General features: G+C 65.9%; 18 protein-coding genes. 3 read left to right on the top strand and 15 right to left on the bottom strand.

The genetic code is table 11. The features are described from left to right. Positions 1–133: 133 nt before the first annotated feature. From AC3IPP_RS10580 to AC3IPP_RS10615, 8 genes are all read right to left on the bottom strand, one after another. On the bottom strand, positions 134–3,070 hold the full coding sequence (locus tag AC3IPP_RS10580; RefSeq protein WP_489148968.1) for a TonB-dependent receptor domain-containing protein: 2,937 nt from the start codon (positions 3,068–3,070) through the stop codon (positions 134–136). A gap of 427 nt (positions 3,071–3,497) precedes the next feature. Then, positions 3,498–4,226: an energy transducer TonB family protein gene (locus tag AC3IPP_RS10585; RefSeq protein WP_489148969.1), complete on the bottom strand. Its 729-nt coding sequence runs from the start codon at positions 4,224–4,226 to the stop codon at positions 3,498–3,500. Beyond that, a complete protein-coding gene (locus tag AC3IPP_RS10590) occupies positions 4,204–4,791 on the bottom strand; it encodes a biliverdin-producing heme oxygenase (protein WP_489148970.1) in 588 nt (195 codons plus the stop codon). The genes AC3IPP_RS10585 and AC3IPP_RS10590 overlap by 23 nt, the downstream gene beginning before the upstream one ends. Positions 4,792–4,804: 13 nt before the next feature. Further along, positions 4,805–8,380: a TonB-dependent receptor domain-containing protein gene (locus AC3IPP_RS10595; protein ID WP_489148971.1), complete on the bottom strand. Its 3,576-nt coding sequence runs from the start codon at positions 8,378–8,380 to the stop codon at positions 4,805–4,807. A 100-nt stretch (positions 8,381–8,480) separates the two neighbouring features. Continuing rightward, positions 8,481–9,419 carry a FecR family protein gene (locus AC3IPP_RS10600; RefSeq protein ID WP_489148972.1) on the bottom strand — a complete coding sequence of 313 codons (939 nt, stop codon included), beginning with the start codon at positions 9,417–9,419 and terminating at the stop codon, positions 8,481–8,483. Positions 9,420–9,487: 68 nt separating this feature from the next. Then, entirely contained in the window at positions 9,488–10,012 is a 525-nt protein-coding gene (locus tag AC3IPP_RS10605; RefSeq protein WP_087140007.1) for an RNA polymerase sigma factor, read from the bottom strand. Between the two features lie 85 nt (positions 10,013–10,097). Then, complete coding sequence (locus AC3IPP_RS10610) at positions 10,098–10,850, bottom strand: hypothetical protein (protein WP_489148973.1); 753 nt, start codon at positions 10,848–10,850, stop codon at positions 10,098–10,100. After that, complete coding sequence (locus tag AC3IPP_RS10615) at positions 10,847–11,128, bottom strand: helix-turn-helix domain-containing protein (protein WP_489148974.1); 282 nt, start codon at positions 11,126–11,128, stop codon at positions 10,847–10,849. The genes AC3IPP_RS10610 and AC3IPP_RS10615 overlap by 4 nt, the downstream gene beginning before the upstream one ends. A gap of 79 nt (positions 11,129–11,207) precedes the next feature. On the opposite strand from AC3IPP_RS10615, the gene AC3IPP_RS10620 reads away from it, so the two are divergent. Together AC3IPP_RS10620 and AC3IPP_RS10625 are read left to right on the top strand one after the other, a co-directional pair. Next, positions 11,208–13,277: a TonB-dependent receptor domain-containing protein gene (locus tag AC3IPP_RS10620; protein ID WP_489148975.1), complete on the top strand. Its 2,070-nt coding sequence runs from the start codon at positions 11,208–11,210 to the stop codon at positions 13,275–13,277. Between the two features lie 68 nt (positions 13,278–13,345). Beyond that, the gene (locus AC3IPP_RS10625; protein WP_489148976.1) at positions 13,346–13,723 is read left to right on the top strand and encodes a MerC domain-containing protein; all 378 of its coding nucleotides are present in this window, start codon (positions 13,346–13,348) and stop codon (positions 13,721–13,723) included. 121 nt (positions 13,724–13,844) lie between these two features. On the opposite strand, the gene AC3IPP_RS10630 is transcribed toward AC3IPP_RS10625, so the two are convergent. The 6 genes from AC3IPP_RS10630 to AC3IPP_RS10655 all read right to left on the bottom strand — a co-directional run bounded on the left by AC3IPP_RS10630 (position 13,845) and on the right by AC3IPP_RS10655 (position 22,546). Next, on the bottom strand, positions 13,845–14,984 hold the full coding sequence (locus AC3IPP_RS10630; RefSeq protein WP_489148977.1) for a metallophosphoesterase: 1,140 nt from the start codon (positions 14,982–14,984) through the stop codon (positions 13,845–13,847). Beyond that, a complete protein-coding gene (locus tag AC3IPP_RS10635) occupies positions 14,981–16,000 on the bottom strand; it encodes a FecR family protein (protein WP_489148978.1) in 1,020 nt (339 codons plus the stop codon). Before AC3IPP_RS10635 ends, AC3IPP_RS10630 begins: the two co-directional genes overlap by 4 nt. Further along, positions 15,964–16,551, bottom strand: coding sequence for an RNA polymerase sigma factor (locus AC3IPP_RS10640; protein ID WP_489148979.1), 588 nt, complete (start codon positions 16,549–16,551; stop codon positions 15,964–15,966). Before AC3IPP_RS10640 ends, AC3IPP_RS10635 begins: the two co-directional genes overlap by 37 nt. Before the next feature lie 102 nt (positions 16,552–16,653). Continuing rightward, positions 16,654–18,741 carry an alpha/beta hydrolase family protein gene (locus AC3IPP_RS10645; RefSeq protein WP_489177397.1) on the bottom strand — a complete coding sequence of 696 codons (2,088 nt, stop codon included), beginning with the start codon at positions 18,739–18,741 and terminating at the stop codon, positions 16,654–16,656. A gap of 17 nt (positions 18,742–18,758) precedes the next feature. After that, positions 18,759–21,062 carry a TonB-dependent receptor plug domain-containing protein gene (locus AC3IPP_RS10650; RefSeq protein ID WP_489148981.1) on the bottom strand — a complete coding sequence of 768 codons (2,304 nt, stop codon included), beginning with the start codon at positions 21,060–21,062 and terminating at the stop codon, positions 18,759–18,761. Between the two features lie 536 nt (positions 21,063–21,598). Further along, positions 21,599–22,546, bottom strand: a complete 948-nt coding sequence (locus AC3IPP_RS10655) for a LysR family transcriptional regulator (RefSeq protein WP_489148982.1) — start codon at positions 22,544–22,546, stop codon at positions 21,599–21,601. A gap of 167 nt (positions 22,547–22,713) precedes the next feature. Here AC3IPP_RS10655 and AC3IPP_RS10660 point away from each other — a divergent pair, with 167 nt between their 5' ends. Continuing rightward, a complete protein-coding gene (locus AC3IPP_RS10660; RefSeq protein WP_489177398.1) occupies positions 22,714–23,808 on the top strand; it encodes an MFS transporter in 1,095 nt (364 codons plus the stop codon). A 340-nt stretch (positions 23,809–24,148) separates the two neighbouring features. On the opposite strand, the gene AC3IPP_RS10665 is transcribed toward AC3IPP_RS10660, so the two are convergent. Next, positions 24,149–26,788, bottom strand: a complete 2,640-nt coding sequence (locus tag AC3IPP_RS10665; RefSeq protein ID WP_179205040.1) for a tetratricopeptide repeat protein — start codon at positions 26,786–26,788, stop codon at positions 24,149–24,151. Positions 26,789–26,920: the final 132 nt, after the last annotated feature.

The raw sequence follows: 26,920 nt of genomic DNA on the forward strand, positions 1-26,920 counted from the left end.
TGACAACTGCACTGTCCTCCTCCACGCGGCGAGAGGTCGCCGCCCCATTTGAAATACTACCGGCGCGAGGCCGGGATCAGGTGCGGCGGGACGGTCGCCCCGCCGCTGTGACTTCAGACCTCCTTGCGGAGCTCTAGAAGGTCTTGGTGACCGCGACCGTGTAATAGCGGCCGATGGTGTCGTAGTTCTGCGCATCGTAGGTGCCGCGGACATCCCCCACCTGCGGCGGCGCTTCATTGAACAGGTTGGTCACGGTGAAGCGCAAGGACGTGTCGTAAGGCAACGTCACCCGCGCGTTCAGATCGAACACGTCATAGGCGTCCACGCCGCGCGCGGTGCTGGTCGGCGAGGTCACGCGGGCGCTGTTGATCATCTCCGACATGTGGCGCCAGCGCAGGCCGACGTTCCAGCTTTCACGCGAGTAGGTGACGCTGGTCGACGCCTTCCACTCGGGGTGCGCCTGGCCGGCGTTGGCCTCGATCGCCGTGCCCCAGGTGCCGGCGTAATCATACGTCGGCGCGCCCGGCAGAGCCTGAATCTCGAAGCTGTTCAGATAGCTGATCGCCGAGCTGATGCTGAGCTGCCCCTCGTCCGGCAGGCCGACATCGCCCAGGTGCAGGCGCCAGTCCAGCTGCAGATCGACGCCGGTGACATTGAACTGGCCCAGGTTCAGCAGAGGCTGACGCGGGTTGATCATATAGCCGTCGTTGGTCCCGCGATCCTGCAGGGTGCAGTAGTAGTTGTTCGGATCGAACGTCGGGTTATTGCCCCCGTCGTTGAAGCAATAGCGGATGCCGTTGCCGACGCCCAGGACGCCGACCGCGTCAGCCACCTTGATCTGATACCAGTCGATGGAGGCGCTGATGTTGCTCAGCCACGGCGACTGGAAGGTCGACTGCAGCACCGTGCCGAACGAATAGGTGTCGGCCGTTTCCTCCTCCAGGTCGGGGTTGCCGCCGGTCAGGGCGAACACCTGGGCGGCGCCGAACTGGAAATCGTTGATCAGGGCCGAAGGCACGCCCAGCGAGACGCACAGCGCCTTGACCTTTTCGGCGTCGGGGCCGTTGCGGAACGAACTGCGGTAGTCGCAGGGGTCGCCGTTGGTGTTGCTGGCGGAGGGGGTGCCGATATCGACCGTCGCCGAAGAGACGGGGGAATACAGCTCGCCCACGCTGGGGGCGCGGACGGCGCGGTTGTAGCCGCCGCGCAGGCGCACCACGTCGTTCACCTGCCAGTTCAGGTCAGCCTTATAGGCATGGACGCCGCCGACCGAGCTGTAGTCGGAAAAGCGGTAACCCAGGTCCATCTCCAGCGACTTGACGAACGGCAGGTCGCGCAGCAGCGGCACCAGGAACTCGGCGAAGACCTCGGTCGTATCGACATCGCCGGACGAGGCCCGCAGCTCGCTGTAGCCCAGGATGTCGCTGGTGCCGTCGGGCTGGTCCAGGGCGCCGTCGGGACGGAAGTCGAAGTGGTTGTAGCGATAGCCCAGGCCGGCGGCGAAGCGAACCTCGCCCGCCGGAAGGTTGAACAGCCCGCCCTGCATCGACGCCTCGGCCATGCGCTGGGTCAGCTCATTGGTGTTGGTGGTGCTGCGTCGCACATAGTCCACGCACTCGGCCGACGGATCATGGTTGCCGAAGGGGTTGAAGCCGCCGGCGCAGAATTCCGACCCGCCGGTGGGGCTGTAGAGCAGGCGCGTGATGGCCGAGCGGCTGACGCCCCCGGTCTGGACGTTGTCAAAGTCGGCCTTGGATGCGCTGGCGTAGGCTTCCCAGGTCCAGTCCTTATAGCCGACCTGCCCCGACAGCCCGCCGATGAACTGATAGACGTTATAGGCGTAGGACTGCAGGCGCTCGCCCGCGAAATCCAGATCCTTCCACAGGGCGAAATCCGCCGTGGGGTTCGGCCGGGAGGCCAGGATGTGGGCGAAGTCGGCCCCGATATACGGGTTGGTCACCGGCGCCGACAGGGCATAGGCCAGGCCCGCCAGCGTCGGGTTGAAGGTGCCCTCAGATTCATAACTGGTCAGCGAACCTTGCAGGAAGAAGTCGATCTCGGGCGTGACCTGATAATCGACGCGGCTGAACAGCGAATAGCGTTCGTTCTCGTTCTGGATACGCCCACGGTTCCAGCCCCACAGCATGTTGGTGCCTGCGGCGTTCAGGAAGTGGTTGTCGGTTTCGGGATCCTTCAGGTTCATCACGGGCGAGGCGCCGCCCAGGTTGAACAGGGTCTGGTCGCCGGTGTTGAAGCCGATCTGGCCGTTGTAGAAATTACCCGCTCCCAGCACGGGATTGACGCCGTACTGACCCACGAAGACGTCGTTCACGGCGCTCAGCGTCGGTCGGTTGCTGCCGAACCAGGCCGCCCCCTGGGAGATGATGGCCGTGTTGGACTGGCGGTTGCGCACGAAATAGTAGTCGCGCTTGGACTGATAGGCCACGTCGCGCATGGAGTAGTCGAGCGAGATCACCGCCCGGCCGCGCCCCTCGGCGAAGGCGTCGCCCGCTGTGATCGACGTGCGGAAGGTCTCGCCGTCGCCGTAGTCGCTGATGCCGTACTGCGACGCGATGGTCACGCCGCTGAAGTTGCGCTTCAGGATGAAGTTGACCACGCCCGCAGTGGCGTCCGAACCATAGGCGGTCGAGGCGCCGCCGGTTATGACCTCGACATTGCCGATCAGAGCTTCGGGGATGATGTTCAGGTCAACCGAGCCGTCGGGGTTGGACGGCTGAAGACGCTTGCCGTCCAGCAACAGCAGGGTGCGCTTGGAGCCCAGGCCGCGCAGGCTGGCGTAGGCTTGGCCTCCGTTTAGCGAAGTGGAGGACGATCCGGCCGTGCTCTGCCCCATGGCGCCCGAGAACTGGGGCATCTGCGTCAGGGCCTTTTCGACCGTGACCTGCCCGGTGTTCTCGATGGCTTCGGTCGTCACGGAGACAAGCGGGCTATTGGAAACGTAGTCGCGGCGGGCGATGCGCGAGCCCGTGACGACGATTTCACTGACTTCGACGGCGGCGCCCGGATCTTCGGACGCCTCCTGAGCGACGGCGACGTTCGCCGCGCTCATCAGGGCTACTGATGCGCACCCGCCAGCCAGCAGGACACGATACATCGCGGGGCGACGGCCCCGAGAACCACTAGAAAACATGAAATCCCCTCTATTGCTGACGTTTCTTCCACCAGCGCCCCTCAGCGCAGGCTGATCCCCAAAAATCGCCCCCTTTTCGCCACTTTATTTTAAGCGAAAAATTTCGCCACTCGACCGGCGTTGTTATTTAAAATTCGAAATTATTTTCGAAATTACGCGCCGATTGCAAAATCTTTCCTCTCCTCAGGACAGCTACGGTGATGTTTTGAGGGAGAACTCAATTCGGCGCGCCGGTCGAGACGGCATGATCGACGCCCGAGAAGCAGAGCATCGCTAACCCGAGGATTCTGGCCGTCGCTGGAAATTGGTCGACCCGACCGCTCTGCTACCGCACGACAAGCAAGCCTCACCGGCTCCGCAGGAAGAACTCGACCGGCACGGACAGGCTGACGGGATCGCCGAGGATTTCCGGCGGCGGCTTGGGCAAGGGTTGCGCCCGGCGGAGCAAGGCCACGGCCTCGCGATCCAGCGCCGGGTGACCGGAACTACGCTCCAGCACCGCCGACAGGACTCGTCCTTCACGGGTCATGGTGAAGCGGACATGGGCCACGCCCTCGCGGCGCTGCGCGCGCGCCTCGACCGGATAGCGCTTGCGTCGCTCAAGATGGGCCAGCAGCGTTCCTTCCCACGTTTGCGCCGAAGCAGCGACGGCCGCCGGAGGCGCAGGACGTGCAGGCGGCGCGGTCGTCGCCGGCGCAGGAGGCGCGGCTGAAACCGCCGGTGTCGGCGCAGGCTCCACCGCCAGCGGCAAGGTCTCCACGTTCGCGGGCGCAACCGCCTGCAGGCGCGGCTGGATCGGCGGTTTGGGCTGAGCGGGCGCGGCGGCCGCCTCGGTCTGTTGCGGACCAGGCGGCTGTTCCGACGGCGGCCTGGGCGGCGCCTGCATGCGCACCAGTTCGACCTCGAAGGCTTGATCGGGGATATGAACCACCTCGGGATGAGCGGCCCAGAAGCCGCCCGCGATAGCCAGGGGCGCCGCATGCAGGAGCAACGACGCCGCCACCCCGCGCCCCCAGGCGCTGCGTTGGCGGCGCGGCCGCCGGGCCTGCGGCTCAACCAAGACGGTCGTCGACATGCCGCTGCATCCGAGTGAAGGCCGCTACGGCCCCGTCAACCACGCGACCCTCCTCCTCCAAGGTCAGGTCCGCCGCGTCCAGAGCCGCGGTAAAGCGCCGCCAGTGACCGGCCGGGCCTTCCTCCGTCGGAGCCAGGTGACGAGCGCCTCGTTCGTCGGACAACCCGAGCTTCGCCGCTTGCTTGCGCAGCAGTGCAGCGCCGAGGTTCGACCCCTCAGCCACATAGAGCCACCCCAGGGCGCTCGGCGTATCGATCGCTCCGTCCTTGCTGAATACAGCAACAGCGGACGCAACGGGATCTTCAAGACCCAGGTCGGCCAGGTCAGTGCGGATCAGCATCAGCCGACGTCGCTCGACCAGTCCCGGCAATAGGGCCTGGAGCGCCGCATCCTCATAGAGGGCTCCGATATCGTGGTGGAACAGGGCCTGGGCCGCCACGAACCGGCCATAGGCGGACAAGGTCTCGAAAGACGCCGCCGCCATGACCGACTGGTCCAGCCGATCATGGGCGGAAGCCGTGTGCGCCTTGAGACGGCGCGCGCGCGAGGGATCGATTTGGATCATCGTCATCTCCGCCTCAGAATCGGAAGTTCAGGCCGATACGGACGGCGTGCAGATCTAGGTCGCTGGATGCGCGCCGCCCCTCCTCTACCGACGAAGTGCCGACATGCTGGACCGTTTCGTAGACCGGCCGTTCGCGCGGCCTGCAGAACGAGGCGTCGATGTCGCACAGCCAGGCCATGCTGGGATCCTTCGACGGGTCATAGATTTCGACGCCGATCTGACGCTGGCTGGTGTAGTCCGCGCCGGTACCAGCTCTTGCTCTGGCGAAGTCGATGTCCTGCTTGCCGAAGCGGCTGTAGTTGTATTCCGCACGGAGCGACCAGCGGTCGCTAAGGGCGTATTCCGCGCCCGCTCCAACCGAGACGCCCTTGCGCGTCACCGAGGCGCGCTCGACGAAGAAGACGCTGGTCTCGCTGCCCAGCGGCGCCGAAACATGGCCCGAGTTGGAGACGTACTGATCGCGCGACTGGGTCTCGTGCGCCAGCGCCAGACCGCCCGCGCCATAGGCCATGAGGCGGTCGCTGAAAGCGTAGCCCAATCTGCCGCGCACGCCCGCCGTCCAGCTGACGTCGAAAGCCCGATCGGTTTCCAGATAGCCCTTCTCGGCCATGCCCAGGTCAAGAGACAGGGTCTTTACCCGATCACGCAGATAGGTGCGGCTCCAGTCAGCCTCGACGCCGACCACCCACCGGTTCGACAACTGGCGATTATAGCCCGCCTGCAGCCCCATCAGACCGCTGGGCGCGTTCCATTCCGCCGCCTCGCGCTCCGCATTGGGATTAACCGCTCCGTTCAGCGTGGTCGCATTTCCTGACGAGGACGCATACTGACCGCCGCCGTGCGCCCCGGCATAGAAGCCGGTCCAGTCCCGCGTGACCTCGCCGGACTCCAGGCTGAAGGGCGCCAGCCAGGCGATCGGCCGATCTCCGCCGAACTGCTGGGTCAGGCTGAACGAAACCGTGCGCCCGGGCCCCGGCTGCGTCACCAGCCCCAGCGGGTCCATGTAGTAGCGATCGAACAGGTTCTCGACGCGCAGGCTGGCCGTCAGCCGGTCCGTGACCCGATAGTCGGCGAACAGATCAGTCAGCGTATAGGGCTTCCAGTCCACCAGGGCGACGAACTGGCCGGCTCCCTGGGCCGTCACGTCGCCGTGGCCGATGGCGCGGGGGCCGGTGTGCTGCACCCGTCCGCCGACGGTCAGCCGCTCCTGCATCAGCGTCTGCGACAGCCCCAGCTCGAGGGTGTACTCCGGCGGGACGTGATTGGTGGCGTAGTCGCCGTAAAGCGACTTCTGACCGCAGGTGTCGGCCGTGCGGCAATAGGCGATGTCGAGATAGTAGTTGGCGCCGAAGTCCGCCGTCAGGCCGCCGATCTCATAGCGGCCGTTGAACTCCAAGCCTTCGAACCGGGCCTGATGGATGTTCTCGATGTTCAGGGCGATCATCGGCTCGGTGCGGACATTGCGCGCGATATAGTCGTCCACGACCCAGTTGAAGTAACCCAGCTTGAACTGGGCGCGGTCGCCCTGAGCCAGAAGATCATTGCGGACTAGGTTGGCGCCCAGTTCCCAGTTCTTCGACCGTTCGGGCTGAATTTGCCTGTTGGCCACGAAGCTGTTGAAGGCCGAAATGGTCTCGGTCAGGGCCGGAGCGCGCAGAGTGCTGGAATAGTTGAGGTAGATCTGGGCGCCGTCCGTCGGCCTCAGGATCAGGCCCAGAGAGGGACTGAAGCCGCCGTCGTCAGTACGGATATCCTGCTTCTCGGGCGTATTCTGAAACACCTCATAGGGATCATAGCGGTCCTCGGACCAGTAATGAGTGTAACGCAGCCCGCCGTTGAGCGTCAGCCAGTCGCGCGGCGTATAGGCGCCCTTGGCGAAGCCCGCGACCTCATGCCGGAAACCGTCGCGGGGCGTGTTCCACCCTTCCAGAACGGCGGTGTGGCGGCTGCCGCGCGTGTCTTCGCCGCGATAGGACAGACCATAGGTCAGCTCCAGATCACCGCTATCGAGGAAGAAGCGCGAGCGGTTGCTGACATCCACGCCCCACAGGTCGCTGTCGGAACCGACCCGGAAGTTCTCGGCCAGGCCCAGGCTCTTGGGCGTCGCCATCCGCCCGCCGCGGATCGGATTGCGAAGCTCCAGGTGGGACCAGTAGGCGTTGGCCTTCAAGTCGATCAGGTCGCTGTCGGACGGCGCCCACAGATATCGGGCCGTGTAGGAGTCCAGCCGCGTGCCGGCGGTGTCCGCCTGCTGCAGCGCCTGCCCCTCCCGGCTGGTCTGGCGCGAGGCCAGGCGATCGCCCGCCTCGCTGCGATAAGCGTTATAGCCCAGTTGCACCGTCTGACCGTCGCCGAACCGAGCTGTCGCCTTGGCCAGCCAGGACTCGGTCCGCAACTGACTGTTCAGCACCTCCTCGCCTGCACGATAGTTGGCGAGACCAGCGTTGATCATGGTGTTCGGCTGAACGCCGCTCCAGATCTTGGTGTCTCCGATGTTCAGGGGACGCGCGACCGGGCCGTGCTCGCCCGCATGGAAATTGCCCTGTTCGCGATAGGTGTAGCCAGCCAGCAGATCGATCGCATCGCCCGAGAAGGCCGCCACCACGCTGGCCCAACCGCTCGTCGGCTCCAGCGCGCCCGGACGGTCCATACCCGTCTCGGACGGGTCTGCCTTTCCAACCACCGAGCGATAGACATAGCCGCTGCGGTCCCCAGCCGTCGGGTCCGAGGTGTTTCCGCGCAGACCGCCGCGCACCCGTAGGCCCCAGGTCTCGCCCTCACGCACGATGTCGCCCGCGTCCAGGGTGCGGATAGCGACCGATCCGGCGTTGCCGAACGCCGCTGCGTCAGCGCCCTTGGTCACATCGACGCCGGCGATGAAGTCAGGGTCGATGAAGGTTCGGTTCGAGACGCCCTGATAACCCTGATAGACGGTGACCGCATTCTCGGCGCCGTCGATCTTGGTCGTCACCCGGCCAAAGCCCTGCAGACCCCGGATGTTCAGGTCGATGGCCCCCGCCCCGTTGCGGGCCTCGCCCGACAGGACGCCAGGCGTGCCGCGGAACACGTCCGCCGGGCTCGACCCGCGATAGCGTTCGATGCGGTCCGCGCCGATATGCGCGACCGGCGCCGGTTCGCTGTAGATCGCATCGTCATTCAGACCTGCGCCCGTTCCAGCAACGCCGGTCGAGGTCGTCGCCCCCTCCACCCGCACGGCGCCGAGCTGGATCACGCTCTCGCCTCCCGCGCGCTGCGGCGCCGGCTCCAGCCGCGCGGTTCCCGTTCCCATGAAGCGATAGGTCAGACCGCTGCCGACCAGGATGCGCGACAAGCCTTCCGACGACGACATCCGCCCGACCGCTCCCGGCGAACGCACGTCAGGCATGGCCGCGCCATAGACCAGGTTCACGCCTGTCGCCCGGCTATAGGCCGCCAGGGCGGCGCCCAGAGGCTGGGGCCGAATGTCGAACGCCGTATCCTGCGTCTGCGCCCAGGCCGGCGCGCCCGACACGCCAATCGCGCCCAGTGCGGTGGTGCCCATCAAGACGGCCATCATCAAAGCCCGGCCGTCGCCCAATCTCGTCTTCATACGCCCTCACGCGGGATAAAATCGGCAGACCCTTGGCGCCCGCCCTCGCTGAGGAAGACGAAGGCGCCCAGCCCGCGTCAGGTGCAAATGAGATTTATTTTCAATTACTGGTCACAATCGTTAGCAGCGTCCCGCCGCGTCGAATGCGCATAGGCGCCGCCTGCGCCAGTCGCTCCAGGGCCCACGCGGCCTGGGCTGTCTGGGTGATCAGGGTGACCGGCCGCGCCGCCAGAGCGTCGTCCCAGATCAGGGTGCGCCCCCCGGTCCACCGATCAAGCGCCGCCGCGACACGTCGCAACGGCTCATTGACGAAGACCAGACGCCCGTCGCGCCAGGCCAGACTCTCTTCTGACAGCAGGCGTGGCCGCTGCAGCCCGGCGCGCCCATAGGAAAGACCATAGCCCTCCTGCACGGTCGCCGCAGCTTGCCCCAACCCGACCCGCGCCGTCTTCGCCGTCACCGCGACGCGCGCGCCGTCCGCCTCCATCGCTGCGGCGAAAGCCCCCTCGCCCGCCGCGATCCAACCGCCCGCCGCTTCCACGACGAAAGGACGAATGTCCGCCATAGCCGGCTGGAACCATGCTTCGCCGCCTAGCAGGCGCAGGCGGCGTCGTCCGGCGCTGAAGTCAACGTCGATCGCCGTGGCGGTCGAAAGCTCGACACGCGATCCATCCGCCAGGGTGACGCGCGCCGTCTCGCCCGGCCGCGTCGCATAGTCGGCGAAGGGGTGCGGCCCCAGGGCCAGACGGCCACAGACAAGGGCCACAGCCGCCGTCCCGCCGAGGCCGACCCCGCCACGCAGCAACGTCCGCCGATCCATCGCCGGCTTGGAGTCGGCCAGACTGGGCAGGTGAGCTGACGCGCCCCACAGGCGTTGCAGACGTTCATAGGCGCGGGCATGGCGTGGATCAGCGTCGCGCCATGCTTCAAAACTCGCATGAAGGCTGGAATCGGCCGGGTCGTCGTGCAGACGCACGAACCAGGCGATCGCCGCCTCCACGACCGGGGCCGCCTGGGCCTGGCTTCGCCTTGCGCTCACATCTGTCTCTTATGATCCGCGCGCCAATCCAGGCGCTCCCTGTGTAGGACGAAAGACCGCGTCCCTTGTCAGGTCTCTGCGTCGAAATCCGTATCCGCCGCCAATTGGAGCGCCAGAAGCGCCCGCCCCATGTGTTCGTGTACGGTCTGACGCGACACACCCAACCGACGGCCGATCTCGGCGAAGGACTGACCTTCGATCCGCGACAGGCGGAAGACCTCACGTGGGCGGGCCGGCATGGCGGCGATGATGCGGTCCATGCGCGCCAGCTCAATCCGGGTGATCAGCACGCGTTCGGGATTGGGTCGAGGATCAACCACCGAGAGCAGGGCGTCATCGCCATCGATCGGCGGCCGCGCTGCATGGCGCCGCCTATGGTCCACAATCAGATTGCAGGCGATGCGGAACAAATAGGCCCGGACGTTGACGATAGCCGCCCCTTCGCTCGGCGCGGCTGACGCCATACGCAGCCAGCTGTCCTGCGCGATATCCTCACCATCCTCACGATGGCCAACCCGGCTGCGGACTAGGCCCCTCAGACGCCGGTCTGTCTCTCCGATCTCATCTTCGGACAGAGGAATGGGCGACGACATGGCGCAGGTCCGACAGTGACGGGGAGAAACGCCTAACTTAATTGATAACGATTCTCAATAATGAAAATAACGATGCAAGGACGCGTCAATCTATCGGCTCGCAAGCGATGACATAGTCCGCGCCGTGCCGGAGGCCGCATCGCTCGTCGCAAAGCGCGAGGGCCCGTCGCCGCATCTCCTCGACAGTCTCGCGCAGCCGCAACGCCAGCGACTGATCAGCCACAAAAGGCAACCGTCGCAACGTCATATCCAACTGCCCGTTCACCCACTTCGCCTTGTATCGATTAGGAAAGCGACGGGCCGAGAGCACCCTGAATCCGGCGCCGGCGAGCGCGTTCAACATCCACTCCGCCGGATACTCCCGATAGGGCGTTTCGTTCGCCAGCATCAGCACGGCGTCCCGCAGCCTGCCGATCTCCCGCACCATCCTGGCCTCGTCCGTATCGGCGGGCCCGACGACGTAGGGATCAAGTCCGACGACATAGAGCCGTCGTCCCGTGAGAGGCCTCAATCGGCGCAGCAGCAATTGCTGGAAATAGGGCGCGAACCCTTCCACGGCGCCGATCAGATAATCGGCCAGAACCGTGTCGTGGACCTCGCCCGCCAACAAGGTCTCGTCGGTCCAGTTGCCGAGCAACAGCCTGTCTTGCGTCCGAAAACGCGCGCCGACCGAGGCGCGCACCTGGTCTGCATGGCCGGCTGCGGCGGTCACGCCGGTCCAGGCCTCCGTGGTCAGGTCCGTGCTCCAGAGGCTCGAGTTGACGCCTGTTCCGGCGTCCAGGAACCGTCCCCAGGGGATGTCTCCCTGCAAGGCCTCGACGTGATCGAACAGGCTCATTGCGCCTCGGCCTGGGCAGCGCGAAGAGTCGCTCGACGAACCAGCCGCACGTCAAGATCATGGCCCATGGCGTCCGCCAGGCGCACCGCCGCCTTCAGGGTCATACGCTCCCGATCCCTCAGCCACAGGCAGACCTGCCCCCGTGGGACGCCAAGCCTTCTCGCCAGATCGGACTGGCTGAGACCGTTGGCTCGACACGTCTCGAAAACGCGTCCGATCATTCGCCAGACCTCGAACTGCACCCGCTCGGCCTCTGCCGCCGCGCCCTCGCCCCTCATTTCCGATCTCCGCTCAAGCTCGCTTGATGAATGTTATGATATAACATAATAGCGACTCTCTTCATGAATGGGGAGCGTCATGCACTCAAGATCGATCCTGCTCGCGGCCGCGAGTTTTTCAGTAATTTCGACAGCGGCCTGGGCGGACGCCCTGCCCCAGTCCGGTCCGGCGACGACACGTCTGGAAGACGTCGTGGTGACCGCCGACGCCCTGGGCCGGTCCGGCAAGGAGGTGGTGTCCAATGTGGCGGTGCTGCGCGGCGACGAACTGGTCCAGCGGCGGCAATCGACCCTGGGCGAGACGCTGACCGGCCTGCCGGGCGTCAACTCCGACACCTTCGGCGGCGGAGCCAGCCGACCGGTGATCCGCGGCCAGACGGCGCCCAGGGTCAAGGTCCTCAGCGACGGTTCAGCCCTGATGGACGCCTCTGAAGTGTCGCCCGATCACGCGGTGTCCGGCGAGCCCCTGCTGCTGGAAGGCGTCGAGATCCTGCGCGGGCCGTCCGCCCTGCTTTACGGCGGCGGCGCGATCGGCGGCGCGGTCAACCTGATCGACAAGAAGATCCCGACACGCATTCCTGAGAACGGCGGCGAGGGCGTCGCCGAGTTCCGCCTGGGCACGGCGGACAATGAAGAGGCGGGCGTGGTCGGCCTGACCGCCGGCGCGGGATCGTTCGCCATACGCGTCGAGGCCGCCGGCCGCCGCACCGACGACTATGAGGTTCCGAACTTCGACGAAGCCGCTCTGGACGGATCGTTCAACCGCAGTTCGACAGCGACGCTCGGTCTGTCATGGATCGGTTCGCGCGGCTATCTGGGCGCCGCCTATACCGAACAGCGCAGCGAATACGGCCTGCCGGGGCACAGCCATGAGTATGAGTCCTGCCACCCCCACGGCTCCAGTCTGCATTGCGGCGGGCACGACCACGGCGATGACGACCATGACCACGATCATGATCACGACCACGATCATGACCATGTCCCGATCGTCAACCTGATCAGCAAGCGCGTGGACGTGCGCGGCGAGATCGAGGATCCGTTCGCCGGGATCGAGCGCATCCGCTTCCGCGGCGGCTTCACCGACTATCGCCACGACGAGATCGATGACGGCGAGATCGCCACCACCTTCACCAACGAAGGCTATGACGCCCGTGTCGAGGTGCAGCACGCCGCCATCGGCGGAGTGCGCGGCGTAATCGGCGCCCAGACCTCGCGCAGCGACTTCGCCGCCGTCGGCGCCGAGTCCTTCATCCCCGAGAGCCGGACCGAGAACCACGCCCTGTTCCTGGTCGAGGAATATGTCGCCGGCGACTGGCGTTTCGAAGGCGCCCTGCGGCAGGAATGGCAGGACGCCCGTGCGCGCGGACGGCCCGACGCTGAACACAAGCCCTTCTCCATCTCCGGCGCGGCCAGTTGGACCTTCACGCCGGGCTATGTCGCCAGCATGACCCTGGCCCGGTCGCAGCGTGCGCCGACAGCGCAGGAGCTGTATGCGCGCGGCGTCCACCTGGCCACCAACACCTATGAGATCGGCGATCCCAATCTGGATGTCGAGACGGCCGTCTCGATCGAGCTGGGCCTGAAGAAAACGGAGGGCGCCACCACCTTCGCCGCCAGCCTGTATCACTATGACTACGACGGCTACGTCTATGCGCGGACCCTGGATCAGTTCGAGGACTTCCGCCTGATCCGCTACAGTCAGGACGACGCCAGCTTCACCGGGATCGAAGGCCAGGTCACTCACGACTTCCGGCCCGGCCTGTCGGCCACGGTGTTCGGCGACTACGTCCGCGCCGAGCTGAAGGGCGACGGCGGCGACCTGCCGCGCATTCCAGCCGGCCGCCTGGGCGCGCGCGGCGACTTCTATCAGGGCGCCTGGTCCGGCAACCTGGAATACGTCCACGTCTTCGAGCAAGATCGCATCGCCGCCTTCGAGCGCAAGACGCCCGGCTACGACATGATCAACGCCACCTTGGCGTATGACGTGCCTCTGAGCGGTCTGGGCCTGGGCGACAACCTTGACGGCCAGATCTTCCTGCGCGGGACCAACCTGCTGGACGAGAAGGCGCTGAACCACGCCTCCTTCATCAGCCACCTGGCCCCCCTGCGCGGCCGTAACCTCGTCCTGGGCTTCCGCGCCCGCTTCTGACCTTCCTCCCCCTTCCCCCGGTCGCGACGTCCCCAGGGCGTCGCGACCGACGTCTTGAAAGAATCGCCATGACTGCTCGTGTCCAGACCTGGGGCGACGCCGCCGCCATCGGCCTGTCCTGCCTCTGCATGGTCCACTGCCTGGCCCTGCCCTTGATCGCAGGACTGCTGCCGGTGCTGGGGCTATTCGCCGAGGCCCCCTGGGTGCACTGGGCTTTCGCCCTGACCTCCGCGCCTATCGCCGCCTGGACGTTGACCCGTCCGACGCCGAACGGCCGCCGGGCCTGGGGACTGATCGGTCTGGGCGCCCTCGGCGTCACCCTGCTGTTCCTGGCCGCCGCCGAGTGGCCGTCGCACGAGATGGAGACGCAGATCACCATCGCCGGCGGCCTTCTGCTGAGCGTCGCCCACCTGATGAACTGGCAGCGCCGGCCGCACGCCCACTAGCCTGTCGGACCCCAGATGAATTACGCAAACGCGCCCACCTAGCGTTCGCAGCGTCTCATGCGGTCATGCTTGGCGACGGCGGCAACCAGTTGGATCGCCGCCCTGGCGACTCTCTAGGCGATCAGTCTTCGAGGTCCAATGGTAGTCTTTCGCCCTGGGCCGTCGCACGAAACCAGACGCCATCCAGACGCAGCGCGCCTTCGAGGATCGGCTGTCCGGTAGCTTCGTCTTCATGAGGATAAACCTGCACAGCGATGACCTTGCCGTCATATAGCGCCGAAACACGCTCAACCACGGTATGGCCGACCAGGATGCGAGAGACGTCGAAGCGTTCGAGAGACGCCGTGACAGCAGCATCTGTCGCGGTCGGCGAGCTCTCACGCATCGGAAAGTAGCCGCGGTACCAGAGCGGCCCATTCTCACCCAGAACAAGCGCTTCCAGAGATCCGTCCGGCGGCTTCACCGCATAGGGGACGTCCAGGAAACGCCGGACGATCGCGTTCACGGCGTCGAGGTCAAGGCTGGACTCGGTGAGATGGGGTGACACGCCCCCATGCACGATCAGGAGATCGCCGAGCTTCAACATCGCGGGATGGGACCGCAGCCAGGCGCCGAGCACCGTGTCCGGCCCCAGCAACTGCGCATAGTCAGTCACGCCGAGACGGCTCGCGACTTCAGGATAGCGCGGATTGAGATAGCGCCGGTCGCCACGCAGCACGAGCGCCTCGTGATTGCCGATCAGCACATGAAGACGACCGCCTGCGGCGCGCGCCTCAGCTTCAAGTTTGTACAGCAGCCACAGGATTTCGATCTGATGCGCGCCGCGATCCAGCATATCCCCGGCGACTGCAAGATGGCCGTTCCCGAAAGTCCAGCGAAGCTGCGCGTCGATGACGCCCTGCGCCTTGAGGAAGGCGACAAGGATGGCGTATTCGCCATGGGTGTCCGCCAGAACCAGAAGCGGCGTTCCGGACGCCAGCGGTTCAATCGACGCCGCAACCTCTGGCGGAGGCCGCAAGGCGACCTCGAAGGCGGGTGCAGAGCCTACGGCGGATACCGTGACCACGCCCGCCGCAACGTCGATCCGGCGGACGTCGCCGTCCTTCCTCACCGAATCCGCCCGCCAGCCGTCCGGTAGGATCGAAACATAGGGGCCATCAGCCTCGACGGGCTGAACGTCCTGCGCCGCCGTTAACCCGGCCTCGCCCAGCAGCCCGCCCACGAGCATGAAGACCGCCGAACAGGTCGCGCAGAACGTCATGACGCCTGGCGAAGCCGGATTTCGCCGTCCGGCGTCGTTTCAGCCACAACAGGAAAGACATCGGTCACGGCATGCACGAAGCCGTCGATATCGGACGTTCTGAAATAGCCGCCTAGCTTCAACGACGCCGTCGCTTCATCCATCAGGACGATCTTCTGCACGTTGTAGCGGTTGAACTCGGCGCTGGCCTCGGCGAGGGACTGGCCATCAAGCGCGATCGCGCCTTGTCGCCAGGCCAGACGCCGGTCCACCTCGCCCAAGCCAACCGTACGCACGTGCGCCTGTCCATCGTTCAGAACTGCAGTCTGAGCGCGCGTCAGGCTCGCCACCTCGCGACCCGCAGGGTTCATCGCGGAGACCTTGCCTTGATGCACGATGATCGATGCGTCGTCTCCCGGCATGAGCCTCACGGCGAGTTCAGCACCCCGCGCTGCAAGGCGTCCGTCAGGCGTCACGATGATGAAAGGCCGGCGATCGGCTGCGACCTCGAACATCGCCTCTCCACGAACCAGTTCGACTTCGCGCTGTCCCCGGCGGTAGCGCACGACGACCTTCGAGTTGGTGTTGAGCTCCATGCGTGTTCTGTCCGGCAAGACGACGACGCGACGTTCCCCGAGCGCCGTGGCGTAGGCGGGCGATGTTAATGTCGACACCGCCAGCGTCCCGACCAGACCGATAATCAGGACGAATCCTGCTGCAACGGCCCACGGCCTTCGCCATGGCGCCGCTCGCGTGGTGGAGCGTCTCGGCGCTGAACGTCTGGGGGCTGAACGTCTGGGAGCCAACAGGTCCGGATCCGGAGGGCCGCTGCCAGCACAAAGAGCCTGAAGTCGATCAAACTCGACCCAAGCTGCGGCTTCACGCTCATAGGCGGCCTCATGCGCGGGATCGGCGTCTCGCCAGGCCTCGAAGGCGGCATGATCCTCGGGCGCGGCGTCGCTGGCCGTGAGTCTGATCACCCACTCGGCGGCCGTCTGCCTTATGTCTTCCCGTCGAGGTGACGACGCGCGCGCCATGATGCTCCCGTCTTGACCGTTTCTGTTCGCGGATGGCGCGCCAGCTCGTCAGAGCAGATGCGCAGGCTTTTCGCGAGATGCTTCTCAACTGTACTGACGGATAATCCCAGACGATCCGCTATCTGCTTGTGCGAGAGTCCGTAGACTTTCCGCAAGGTGAAAACCTGGCGCTGGCGTTCGGGCAACTGGGCGACGATATCGGCGAGCAACCGCAACTCGTCGCGCCACAGGACGTCCAGTTCAGGGCCAGGCTGATCGACGCCGATTGAGAGCGCCTCGACATCGGCCACGCTCTCGATCGCCACGATCCCTTCCCGCCGTCGCTGATCGACAGCGATGTTCTTGAGCACCCGACTGGCGAAAGCGGGCGCATTGGTCAGGGTCGCCCAGTTCTCATACGAGATGAGGCGCGCGAAGGTCTCGTGAACGAGGTCTTCGACATCGACGGCGCCGCTGCGTGAAAAGCGCCGTGCGTACGCACGCAGGCCAGGCTCCAGCGGGAGAATCTCCCGGCGGAACCACGCCCTTCGCGCATCGTCGGCATTGCTCATTGCGATTCAAGAATAGCCGCGATTGTGACGGTCGCTATCGCCAAGCAGGTCAATTCGTCCTGAACTGCGTAGCGACGACGGGAACCACCGGCGCCCCCCATATCAAGGCGTTTCATCCACGACCTCGGCGTGCTCCGGCATGATATAACGGTCGATCCAGTTGATCGCGGCGTAGAGCTGATCCCTCTGATCGGCCTCACCGATGAGGACGTGGTTGGGATCGTCGTAAATGCGATACTGGGCATCGACGCCCTGTTCCCGCCAGGCGGCGTACATCCACCCGTAAAGATCACCCGGAAGCGCGCCGCCACGATGGCTGACGAACATGGTGGGCGTCGTTACGCCGCGCGTGAAATTGATCGGCGACATACGGCGATAGACATCGGGATTGTCGATGGGCGTGCCGTAGAGCGTCGTGGCGAGCTGGTTCGTGCGCGCTCCGGCTCCCCAGCCCGCCATGTGATCAGCGAACCCGCCTTCCTTGGAGATGGCCGCCTTGAACCGATGGGTATGGGTGATGATCCAGTTGACCTCATAGCCCCCATAGCTGTGGCCGATCACCGCCATCCTGTCGGGGTCGGCGACGCCGTCGCGGATCACCGCATCGACGTTGCACATGATGTCATTGAAGTCCTGAGCGTAGGCCTCGCCCGTCCGCGACACCGCGTCGAAACCATAGAGCCCGCTCGCGCGATAGTCGGCGACCAGGACGGCATAGCCCTTGGCCGCCCACATGTCGTGTTCGAGGCTGCTGGAGGACAGGATGGTGCCGGGCGTGTAGGCGCCGTGGCTTCCGCCGTCCAGCCCGCCGCGCGGTCCGCCATGAAGGTCGACGATGAGCGGATACCGACGGCGCCGATCATGGTTTAGCGGCAGCACCAGGATCGCTTCGGGACGCACGCCGTCGGTGCTTTCGCAGCGGACGAACCTGCGTTCAGCCCGCGCGTAGGACGCCAACGGCGGCTCCGCCTTCCAGATCTGGCGCCGGGGCGAAGCCTTCCAGACCCCGCTGGCCTTGCGCAAATCGGCGACCGAAAGGCTCGCGCCGCCGTAGAGGTCGATATCGAGCCAGGCCAGGCGGCGGCCATCCGGCGACGGCAGGGCGTTGGCCGGAATCCCAGGGAGTTCGGTCTCACGCCCCTCGATGTCCACAGTAGCGAGACGCCGCGTTAAGGGATGAGCGCCGGAAATGTCCGCCAACACCGTCCGTTCGTCGAGCCAGCGGGGACGCTCTCTGGGGTCCGTGGACACGACGTGAATCCGGCCGTCGGCGATCGAGGCGATGGCGAACTGCTTGCGCAGTTGATAGCCGAGCCCTTCCTTGTCGTAGGTGAAGGCGACATACGGCCCGACCGGAGCCGCCTGCAGGAACGCGGCGCCTTGGCCGCCGATATTCGACGCCAGGACGCTTTCCTGCCCTGTGGCGGGATCGAAGAGATGCAGATCGCTGCGAGGAAAGCCTTTTCCCGGCACCGGCGTCGCCGTGGCGGCGACGATTTTGCGGTCCTGATCGGCCCACGTCATCCGCCCGATCCGCGTCTCCGGAAGATCAGCGATGCGGCGCGCGTCGCCACAGTGCTCATCAAGAACCCAGACGGCAACGTTGTGACCCCAGACTTCAGGCGCCGCGGCCTCAAGCACTCTTACGGCCGCTCCATTGGTCGGCGCGGCCGCCGGCGCGGCGAAACGCGCCGCTCCATAGCCGACCGCCACAGCGATATGACCGCCATTCGCGGCAAGGGCCACGGCTTCAATTCCGGTCGTATCCGGCATCAGTTCAGAAACGGAAACCTCGCAGGTCGCGGTCCCGCCTGACCGCGCGACGACGAGGCGGCCGCCGCCCGAGCCTTCGGGGTGATAGGCGATCACATCGGCCTGCGCCGCCACGACGGGATCATAGCCCACGCCGATATCCGTGGTCGCCCCGGTGCGGACATCGACAGTCCGCTGCAGGTAGCTGAGCGGAACATACTCGGCGAATTGGCCGCGTCCGGCGCCCGCCTGCGCCTGTGTCGTCACCGTGCTGATGAGAACGCGTCGACCGTTGTCCAGCCACTGCATTCGCGGGTGAACCGGCGTCTCCTCGGCGTTCCGCCTTATATGGGACAGCAAGATATCCGGCGTGACCGGCACGCCCTGATCCGCCGCCGACGCCGACGTGAACGACGCCAGCAGGAGGGCGCACGTCATCGTGTGGAAGGCGGTCTTCACCATTGCTTTGTCACCGTCAGCGAGATGAATCGGCCCAGAGGATTGGCGTTGGTAGGATCGAAACCGCTCCCAGACGGCGTCAGGACGAACGGCGGATCTTCGTTGAAGAGGTTCTGAACACTGAGCGCGATGGATGCGCCGCGCAGATAGGACGCCGCTTCCGGCGGCGCGCCATATCGGATGTCCAGATCGACGGTCTTCCAGGCTTCGACAGAAGGGTCTGCGACATTGCCCATATCACTATATCCGCCGACATAGTTGAGAAACGCGGCGGCCGACCAATCGCCGCGAGCCAGGGTCGCGCCTGCGCGAGCCTTGAAATCCACGGGCAGGAACGCCTGATTGAGCGCGTCGGCTTCCGGTGACATCTCGATCACCTTGCGGGTTCCCGAGAGGATATATTGGCCCGCCGCCGTCAGACCGATGCGGTTGGGACCGGCGTCAAACTCATAGCCGATGTTGAAATCGAGACCGTCCTGAAAGGTCGCCGCGTTGTTCCGCAGGCGGTTGTCGAGGATCACCTGGACATCGCTTTCATCCTGACCGGCCGGCACCGCGAAAGGGCCTGCGCGCGTCAGCGCATACTGAGCCCCGGCCAGACCCATATCCCTGAAGCGGGTGATCAGATCCAGGCTCGGATTATAGGTCAGGATCGGCGCATAGGGGGCTGTATCCCCCGCGAACAGGGTGGTGAAATTCCCAGGAAAGCCGCGATCGATCCGGTCGGTATAGGCGATGCGATAGTAGTTCAGCCCCAGGGACAGGCCTTCGACGAAGGTCGGCTTGAACTCCACGCCCCCCGTCCAGGTCGTGGCCTTCTCCGCATCCAGATCAGGATTGCCGCCCTGCAGGAGCATCAGGTTCGTGCGCCCTGTCGGGGCCCCCGCGTTCGGCAGATTGACGACCACGACGACGGCGTTCTGCGACTGCAGGTCCTCAAAGATGGGCGCCCTGAAAGATGTGCCATAGGTGCCGCGGAACAGAACGCCCGGCACGGCTTCCCACAGCAGACCCAGCTTGGGGTTCAGGGTCGAGCCGAAGTCGCTGTAGTGGTCGTATCGGGTGGCAATCGTCGCCTCCAGCCGTTCGGCGCCGGCGAAACGATTGTTCGGACCAACGAGAGGGACAATGGCCTCGCCGAATACCGAAGCGACGTCACGAGCGCCGCTGACGGTCGGCTGCGGCCTCGTGCCTGCGGTGAAGCGGTTTCGATATTCCTCGCTTCGATACGTCGCGCCCAGGGCGACCCGTATCTCGCCGCCGGGAAGGGCGTAGAGGGGGCCGTCGGCCGCCAGATCCACATACCGGGAATCCGACGCGATGCTGAAGCTCGAAGCCGGACTGACCACGCCGGCCGGAGTCGTCGAAAAGCCCGTGCGTTCGACATCGCTGTGACCGACAGCGCCGCTCAGCCGCACCTGCCAGGCTTCCGACAGGTCGTATGTCAGGGCGCCCGAAAGATCATACTGTTCTGTCGAGGGCGCGCCGATCTGATAATCGCTGGCCGTCGCCCGCACGGATCTGACGTCGCGCTTGGCGTAGAGGCCGTTCAGTTCGAGCGAGAGGTCCGGCGTGATCGTCTGAGAGATCGCGCCATAGAGACTGTGTCGTTCCGTCTCCGGGTAGAGATCATAGGGTTGGAACGGCGCCTTGCGGGAGAAGCGTCTCTCGGAGACGTCGAGATTGTCCTGCGACAGGAATTCGTAGCTCAGAAGAGCCTGACCGCTCGACCAGTTCCAGCCCCCCGTCTGGACCGCCTGAAACTCTTCCAGACCGCCCGAGGTCGCGCCGCCGTAACGCAACCGGGTCTCGTAGCCCTCGAAGTCCTTGCGCAGCACGATGTTAACGACGCCGCCGATCGCATCGGACCCGTACAGAGCCGACGCCCCATCCGTCAGCACCTCGATCCGCTCGACCGCCGACACGGGAATCAGCGAAATATCGACATACTGGAATTGGTTCGAGGCGGTGAGGCGGCGTCCGTTGAGGAGGGTCAGGGTGGTGCCGGTGCCCAGTCCACGCAGGTTCAGACCCGAGCCAGCTCCCCAGTTCGACCCTACATCGCGATCCACCCCGGAGTTGGCGTTATTCCCGGCATTGGCGCCCCCGCCGAAATTCTGCGGCAGCTTGTCGAAAAACTGCTGAAGCGTCGCGGCGCCGGACTGAGCGATCATTTGATCATTGAACCGGATAACCGGCGAAGCGCCGCTGCCGCCGCCGCGAATGTGCGACCCGACGACGACGATTTCGTCCAACTCAGTGACGCTTTCAGCGACAGCCTCTGGACTGGCGGAACGCATGTGCGTCGCCCGTCTGAGCGTCACAGTCCGTCCATCGCTGGTGACCACTTCGAGGCCTGCGGCCTGGGCGAGGCGTGCAAGGACGTCGGCGTCATCTAATCGGCCGACGATTGCCGGCGCGCGGCGTCCATGCGCGGCGTCGAACGGGAACAACACCTGTTTGCCGGATTGCCGCGCGAACGCCTGCAAGCTCGCGGCCGCGTCGCCTGCGGGTATATTGTAGGCGCGTGTCTGCGCGACTGCGGACGTCGCCGTCGCCAAAACGGCGACCGTGCCAAGCAGCAGATACCTGAAGTCCATGCCCATCAGCTCCCCCGGCCACGCGCTCCACTCGAGCGGGCCTTAGCCGTAATGACGAGCGAGGCGGCGCTATCCGCTATGCACGGCTTCAAAAAACTGAATGACCGCGTGAGCTTTATCCCGATGGAAGTCTGCGCGATGCGCTTCCACTGTCGGCATTGCGCCGCTTGCGGTCATTGAGGCGAGCCTTGGATTGAGACTTTCCGCGACTAGCGGCGCATAGGAACGCCATCGGCTCAAGCTGGGTTGGCTGGAGCGTGCACGGGGGCGGCCGCCCCTCGCAAGCGCTCCGTCAGGAAGTCGACAAACACGCGTACCCGCGCGGGAGTGTTGGCGCCGCCGACGAATACCGCATGGATCGGTTCGCGGTCGCCCGGGTTGAACGCCTCCAGAATTGGGATGAGATCACCTCGGGAGATGGCGTGGGCGACGCTGAAATGCCCGACCCGCGTAATCCCTGCGCCCGCCAGCGCCAGTTGAGCCAAGGTCTCGCCGTTGTTGGCCTCGACCGGCCCCCGCACCGTCAGCGCATAATCTCTGCCGTCTCTGCGGAAAGGCCAGACCGGCTCCTGCCTCCGGAAGTTGAAGTTGAGGCAGTCATGATCGTGAAGGTCCTCCGGCACGCGGGGCATGCCCCGTCGCGCGAGGTAATCCGGAGACGCAACGATGGTCCTGCCCGTTTCGCCAAGCCGGCGAGTGGTCAGAGGACTGTCGGGCAACGGGCCGAAACGGATCGCGACGTCGGCCTGACCCGCCGCCACATCCACCACGACATCGGTCAGGTTGATATCGACCAGAATGTGCGGGTAGAGCGCTACGAACTCCCCGATCAGGGGCACCACCACCTGACGCCCATGCGCCAGCGAGGCGCTGACGCGCAGGCGTCCGCGCGGAGCGCCCTGGTCCGCGATGCCTTGCTCCGCCTCATTAAGGTCAGCGATGATCCGCCGCGCCGCGCCCAGGTAGGCCTGACCTTCGGCCGTCAATGTCAGCACGCGCGTGGTGCGCAACATCAAACGTACGCCCAGCCGCGCTTCGATCCGGTCGATCGTTCTGCTGACCGCAGAGGGCGTCAGACCCAACATGCGACCCGCCGCCGAGAAGCTGCCGCGAGCGGCCACCGCGGCGAACACCTCCATCTCACGGGCGCGATCCACACCGCCGATCTGCATCTTTGCGTTCAACTCAAAAATCCTTGGCCTGAGCCAGCCCTAACGCTTGGCGGGTGAAACGTCCATTTGTCCGCGCGTTCACCCCTAGCTCGCGAGTCTTCCTTTCGATGAAACTGAACCCTCCCCTTCTGGCCCTCGCGGCCGGCGCATTCGGTATCGGCGTAACCGAATTCGCGCCGATGGGCCTCTTGCCCGTCATGGCCGCTGACCTTGGAGTCTCTATCCCTGCCGCCGGCCTGCTGATCAGCGCCTATGCGCTCGGAGTCATGCTGGGAGCGCCTTTGATGACGCTGACGACAGGCCGTTTGCCGCGTCGGACGCTGCTTATCGGCCTCGCGGCGATCTTCACGGTCGGCAACGCCCTATCGGCGGTCGCGGACGGCTACGGGATGCTGATGATCGCGCGGGTCATCACCTCGCTGAACCACGGGGCGTTCTTCGGCGTCGGCGCGATTGTAGCCGCCGGACTTGTGCCGCCCAATCGAAAGGCCGGCGCCGTAGCCGCCATGTTCATGGGGCTGACCATCGCCAACGTCGTGGGCGTTCCGCTCGCCACCTGGGCCGGAGACGTGATGGGTTGGCGGGCCAGTTTCTGGGGCATTGCCGCAATCGGCGTCGCTGTCATGGCCGCCCTCGCACTGACGCTGCCGAAGACTCCCGCGCCTGCAGCCGGAAACATGCTCGCCGAACTGCGGGTTTTGGGGCGCGGCCCGGTTCTGGCGGCCCTGGCTCTGACGGTGATCGGCTCAAGCGCCATGTTCACTGTCTTCACCTACATCGCGCCTATCCTGCGCGAGCAAACCCAGGCGTCCCTCGGCTTCGTCACGGCCATGCTGGTCACCTATGGGCTGGGATTGACGGTCGGCAACTGGCTCGGCGGGAAGTTCGCTGACAGGTCGGTCGATCGGACGTTGATCGTCACCCTTGCCTCCTTGTCCGTCGTACTCGTCGCTTTTACTGCGGCGATGCCGTTCGCCGGCCCGACCGCCGTCCTGATCTTTCTTTGGGGGATAGCCAGCTTCGCCCTCGTGCCGCCGCTTCAGGTGCGCGTCATGACAGCAGCCGCCGACGCGCCGAACCTCGCCTCGGCGGTCAACATCGGCGCTTTCAACCTCGGCAACGCCATCGGCGCGGCCCTCGGCGGAGCGGTGATCGCCGGCGGGTTCGGCTATCCTGCGGTCTCATTGGCAGGCGCCGCCGCATCCAGCCTGGGCTTGGTGCTGGTCCTGATGATGTCCCGCAAGCGAAGGGCCCTCGCTATCGCTGCGGAGTGACCTGCGCGACCGCCCATCGCCAGCAGCACCTTGGATGAGAGATGTCGGCGTGTTGGATAGACGGCGCTGACCGGCGGTTCTTCGCGACGGCAGTCCGCCAGGACCGGCGTCAGACGGCCCTGGCGGATGTCTTCACTGACCAGGAAGCCGCCCCGTTGAACCAGTCCCAGCCCCCGCCAGGGCGGCATCGCGCACGGCTTCGTGTTGTTCAGCCTCAGAGACCCATGGAGCCATTCGCCCTGAAGCGCCAGGAACAGCGCCTCAAATCCCGTCATCGCCTCCCCCTTTCCTCTTTTGGCGTCCTGGCGACGCGGTTCCGCGAAGATGCCGCGGCCCAGGGTCAACCGGCGCCCATGACCGCTGCATAACGACGACGTTCGAAGGGCGGAGTTCGGGCTCCCTTCAAAGTCTCCAGACGCGGCCGCAGGCGGTGCAGTTCGACCTGCTCGCCTTCCGCTCGAGCGATTTCAGCCAAAGCCAGATCCAGCATCACACCCCAGTCCGCGTCACCCACAAGGCCGGCCACCCGCGCACGGTCGACTTGGATCAGAAGCTGTTTCGCCTCGGCGTACCGTCCGTCCAAGACCAGGCACTCGCCGAGGTAAAAGCGGATCACATGGGTCAGGGGATAGTCGTCACCGAACCCCTCGCGAGAGGCCCGATAGGCCTGGTCGAGGTGACGCAGGCCCTGGCGTCGCTCGTTGGCTCGACACAGGACGGCGCCCAAGTCGTTAAGACCGACGAGCGTCTGGTGCGCATTCGGCCCTTGGCTGGTCTCGGCCCCCTTCCACACGGCTTCCGCCGCTCCAGCCGCCTCCGCATACCGGCCCAATGCAGTCAGCCCCTCGTAGCGGGTCGACTGAAGACCGAGGGTGTAGCGGCTGTTCGGGCCGAACCGTTCGGTCATCGTCGGCAACAGGGCGTCGGCTTCGACGAGCGCAGTTTCGAGGTCGCCGGTCATCAGCCTGGCCTGCGCCAGGTTTTGTCGCGCGATCAGCGTATTGGCGTGACCGACCCCCGAAATTCGGGTCCAGCCCGCCACCACCTCTTGCACCATCGGCAGAGCTTCGCCCGGCCGACCCAAGCGCATCAGCACCATGGCCTGCTGCTGACGAACCAGCAGAATGTCGCGCTCGGACAACCCAGCAGGACGGGTCTCAGCGATGGCCAAGGCCCGAGCGAAAGCGGTGCTAGAGGCGTCTAGGTCCTCGAAGAAGCCGATCACCGCCTCGGCCTGGGCGAGATGGAACCCCAGCATGCCCTTGTCGGCGGCGGAACCCAGACGACGACGCTCGGCGGCGGCGAGTGTCTTGGCCGCGGCCAGACCGCCCGGTTGAGCCGACAAGGCCTCGGCCCGGGCATGCAGCAGTCGGGCGCGCGCCGCCGCCGGCGAATCCTGCAACCCAGCCCGCTCATACGCCGCGGCGGCCAGGCGGAAAGATCGGCGCGCCTCATCGTACTGGCCGCGCTGGACGAAGGCGGTGGCCAACGACAGGTGCAGGCCGGCCGCGACTTCGGGCTGCCGAGCGAAGCGGGCGTCGACGGTCGAGCGCGCGCGCAGCGCAGCGGCCGCCAGCGTCTCCTCCGCGGCTGAGCCGGACAGCGGGTTGGTCTGTCCGAGCAGGTCGTCCACCAGGAAGGCGTAGCTGGCCTCGGCGGCCGCCGTCTGGGCCCTGGCCTCGTTCCTCTGGTTGACCGCCACCAGCGCCGCCGTCGAGGTTGCGACAAGGCCGACGGCGCCTAAGCCGACAGCCAGCCGAATCCACGGGCGCCGGGCAGCGCGCGCTTCCTCACGACGGCGTTCCGCCTCGCGTCGCTCCGTCTCCGCCTCCGCCTCGGCTCGCGCCGTTCGCCGCTGTTCAAGCGTGCCGAGCCGTTCAGCCAGCAGCGCAGCGGACTCCAGCCGTCGGGTCTGGTCGCCGGCGGCCGCCAGGGCGATATCCTCGCGCAGGAGCGGATCATCCACCTCCCCTTCCCAGCCGGCGGCGAGCGGTCGGTCCAGATCGCCGACGGTCATCTGATAAAGGATCAGCCCCAAGGCGTAGATGTCCGCGGCCATGCCCGGCGCGGCGCCCTGCGCCACCTCGGGCGCGCGATAGGCGGCAGTGTCGGAGCGGGTCGAGGCGTCATCCTCTCCTGGCGGAAAGCCGCCGCCCGAAATGCCGTGCAGGTCCAGCGCCGCCTGATCGACCAACCAGCCGCTGCCGAAGTCAGCAAGGCGGACAATGGGGGCGCCGCCCGGCCGCGTCTCGATCAAGACGTTGGCGGGCTTCAGATCCTTATGCAGCACCCCGGCGCTATGCGCGGCCGCCACGGCGCGCGCCAGATCGGCGACCACCGCGATCCGCTTCTCCAGCGACAACGCGCCGAGTCCCCCCTTCAGGGCTCCGGCCCAAGCGTGCATATCCTGCCCGGCGTCCGCCGCCTCGATGAAATAGGGCGCCGCCGTGAAGTTCCATTCCAAAACGTCGACACAGGGCCGCCGATCGCCCAGCACGTTACGCATCAGCCGGAACAAGGCGACCTCACGACGCAGACTGCGCAATCGGTCGGGCGCGTCAGCGAACTTGAAGATGCGCGTCTCTTCGACCTTCTGATGATGCGCTCGCCAGACGTCGCCGGCGCCGCTGTCGTCCAGGGCTTCTTGGAGGATCCACTGAGGGCGACCAGGAACCGGGTCCCCCGGAGCGAAGGCGAAGCGCGGGGCCAGCGGCGTCGACAACTGCTCGATCTCGACCGGGGCCCCCAAGCGGTAGCCGACGCGCGGCAGGGTCTGGACGATGTCCGCCCCCTGCTCGCTCAAGGCTCCGCGCAGCTTAGACACGGCCGTGGTCAGAGAAGCCTCCACCACGTGGATGCCAGGCCAGACAGCGTCGAGCAGCTCCGCCTTGGTGACTGCCTCGCCGGCGTTCAGCAACAGCTCATGCAGAACTTGAAGCGGCTTGCCCTCCAACTCCACCGGCTGGCCGTTAACGGACAAGGTCCAGGCCGCCTCATCGAACACCGCGTTCGCGAACCGCCATCTGCGCCGTCTCCGGCGCGGTCCGGAACCGCCCTCTGCCATGAAGCCACCTCGAATGCAGTCTGCGATCTCGAAGCCTAAGGGAGCGCG

It is taken from the genome of Brevundimonas sp. KH_060 (assembly GCF_057838275.1).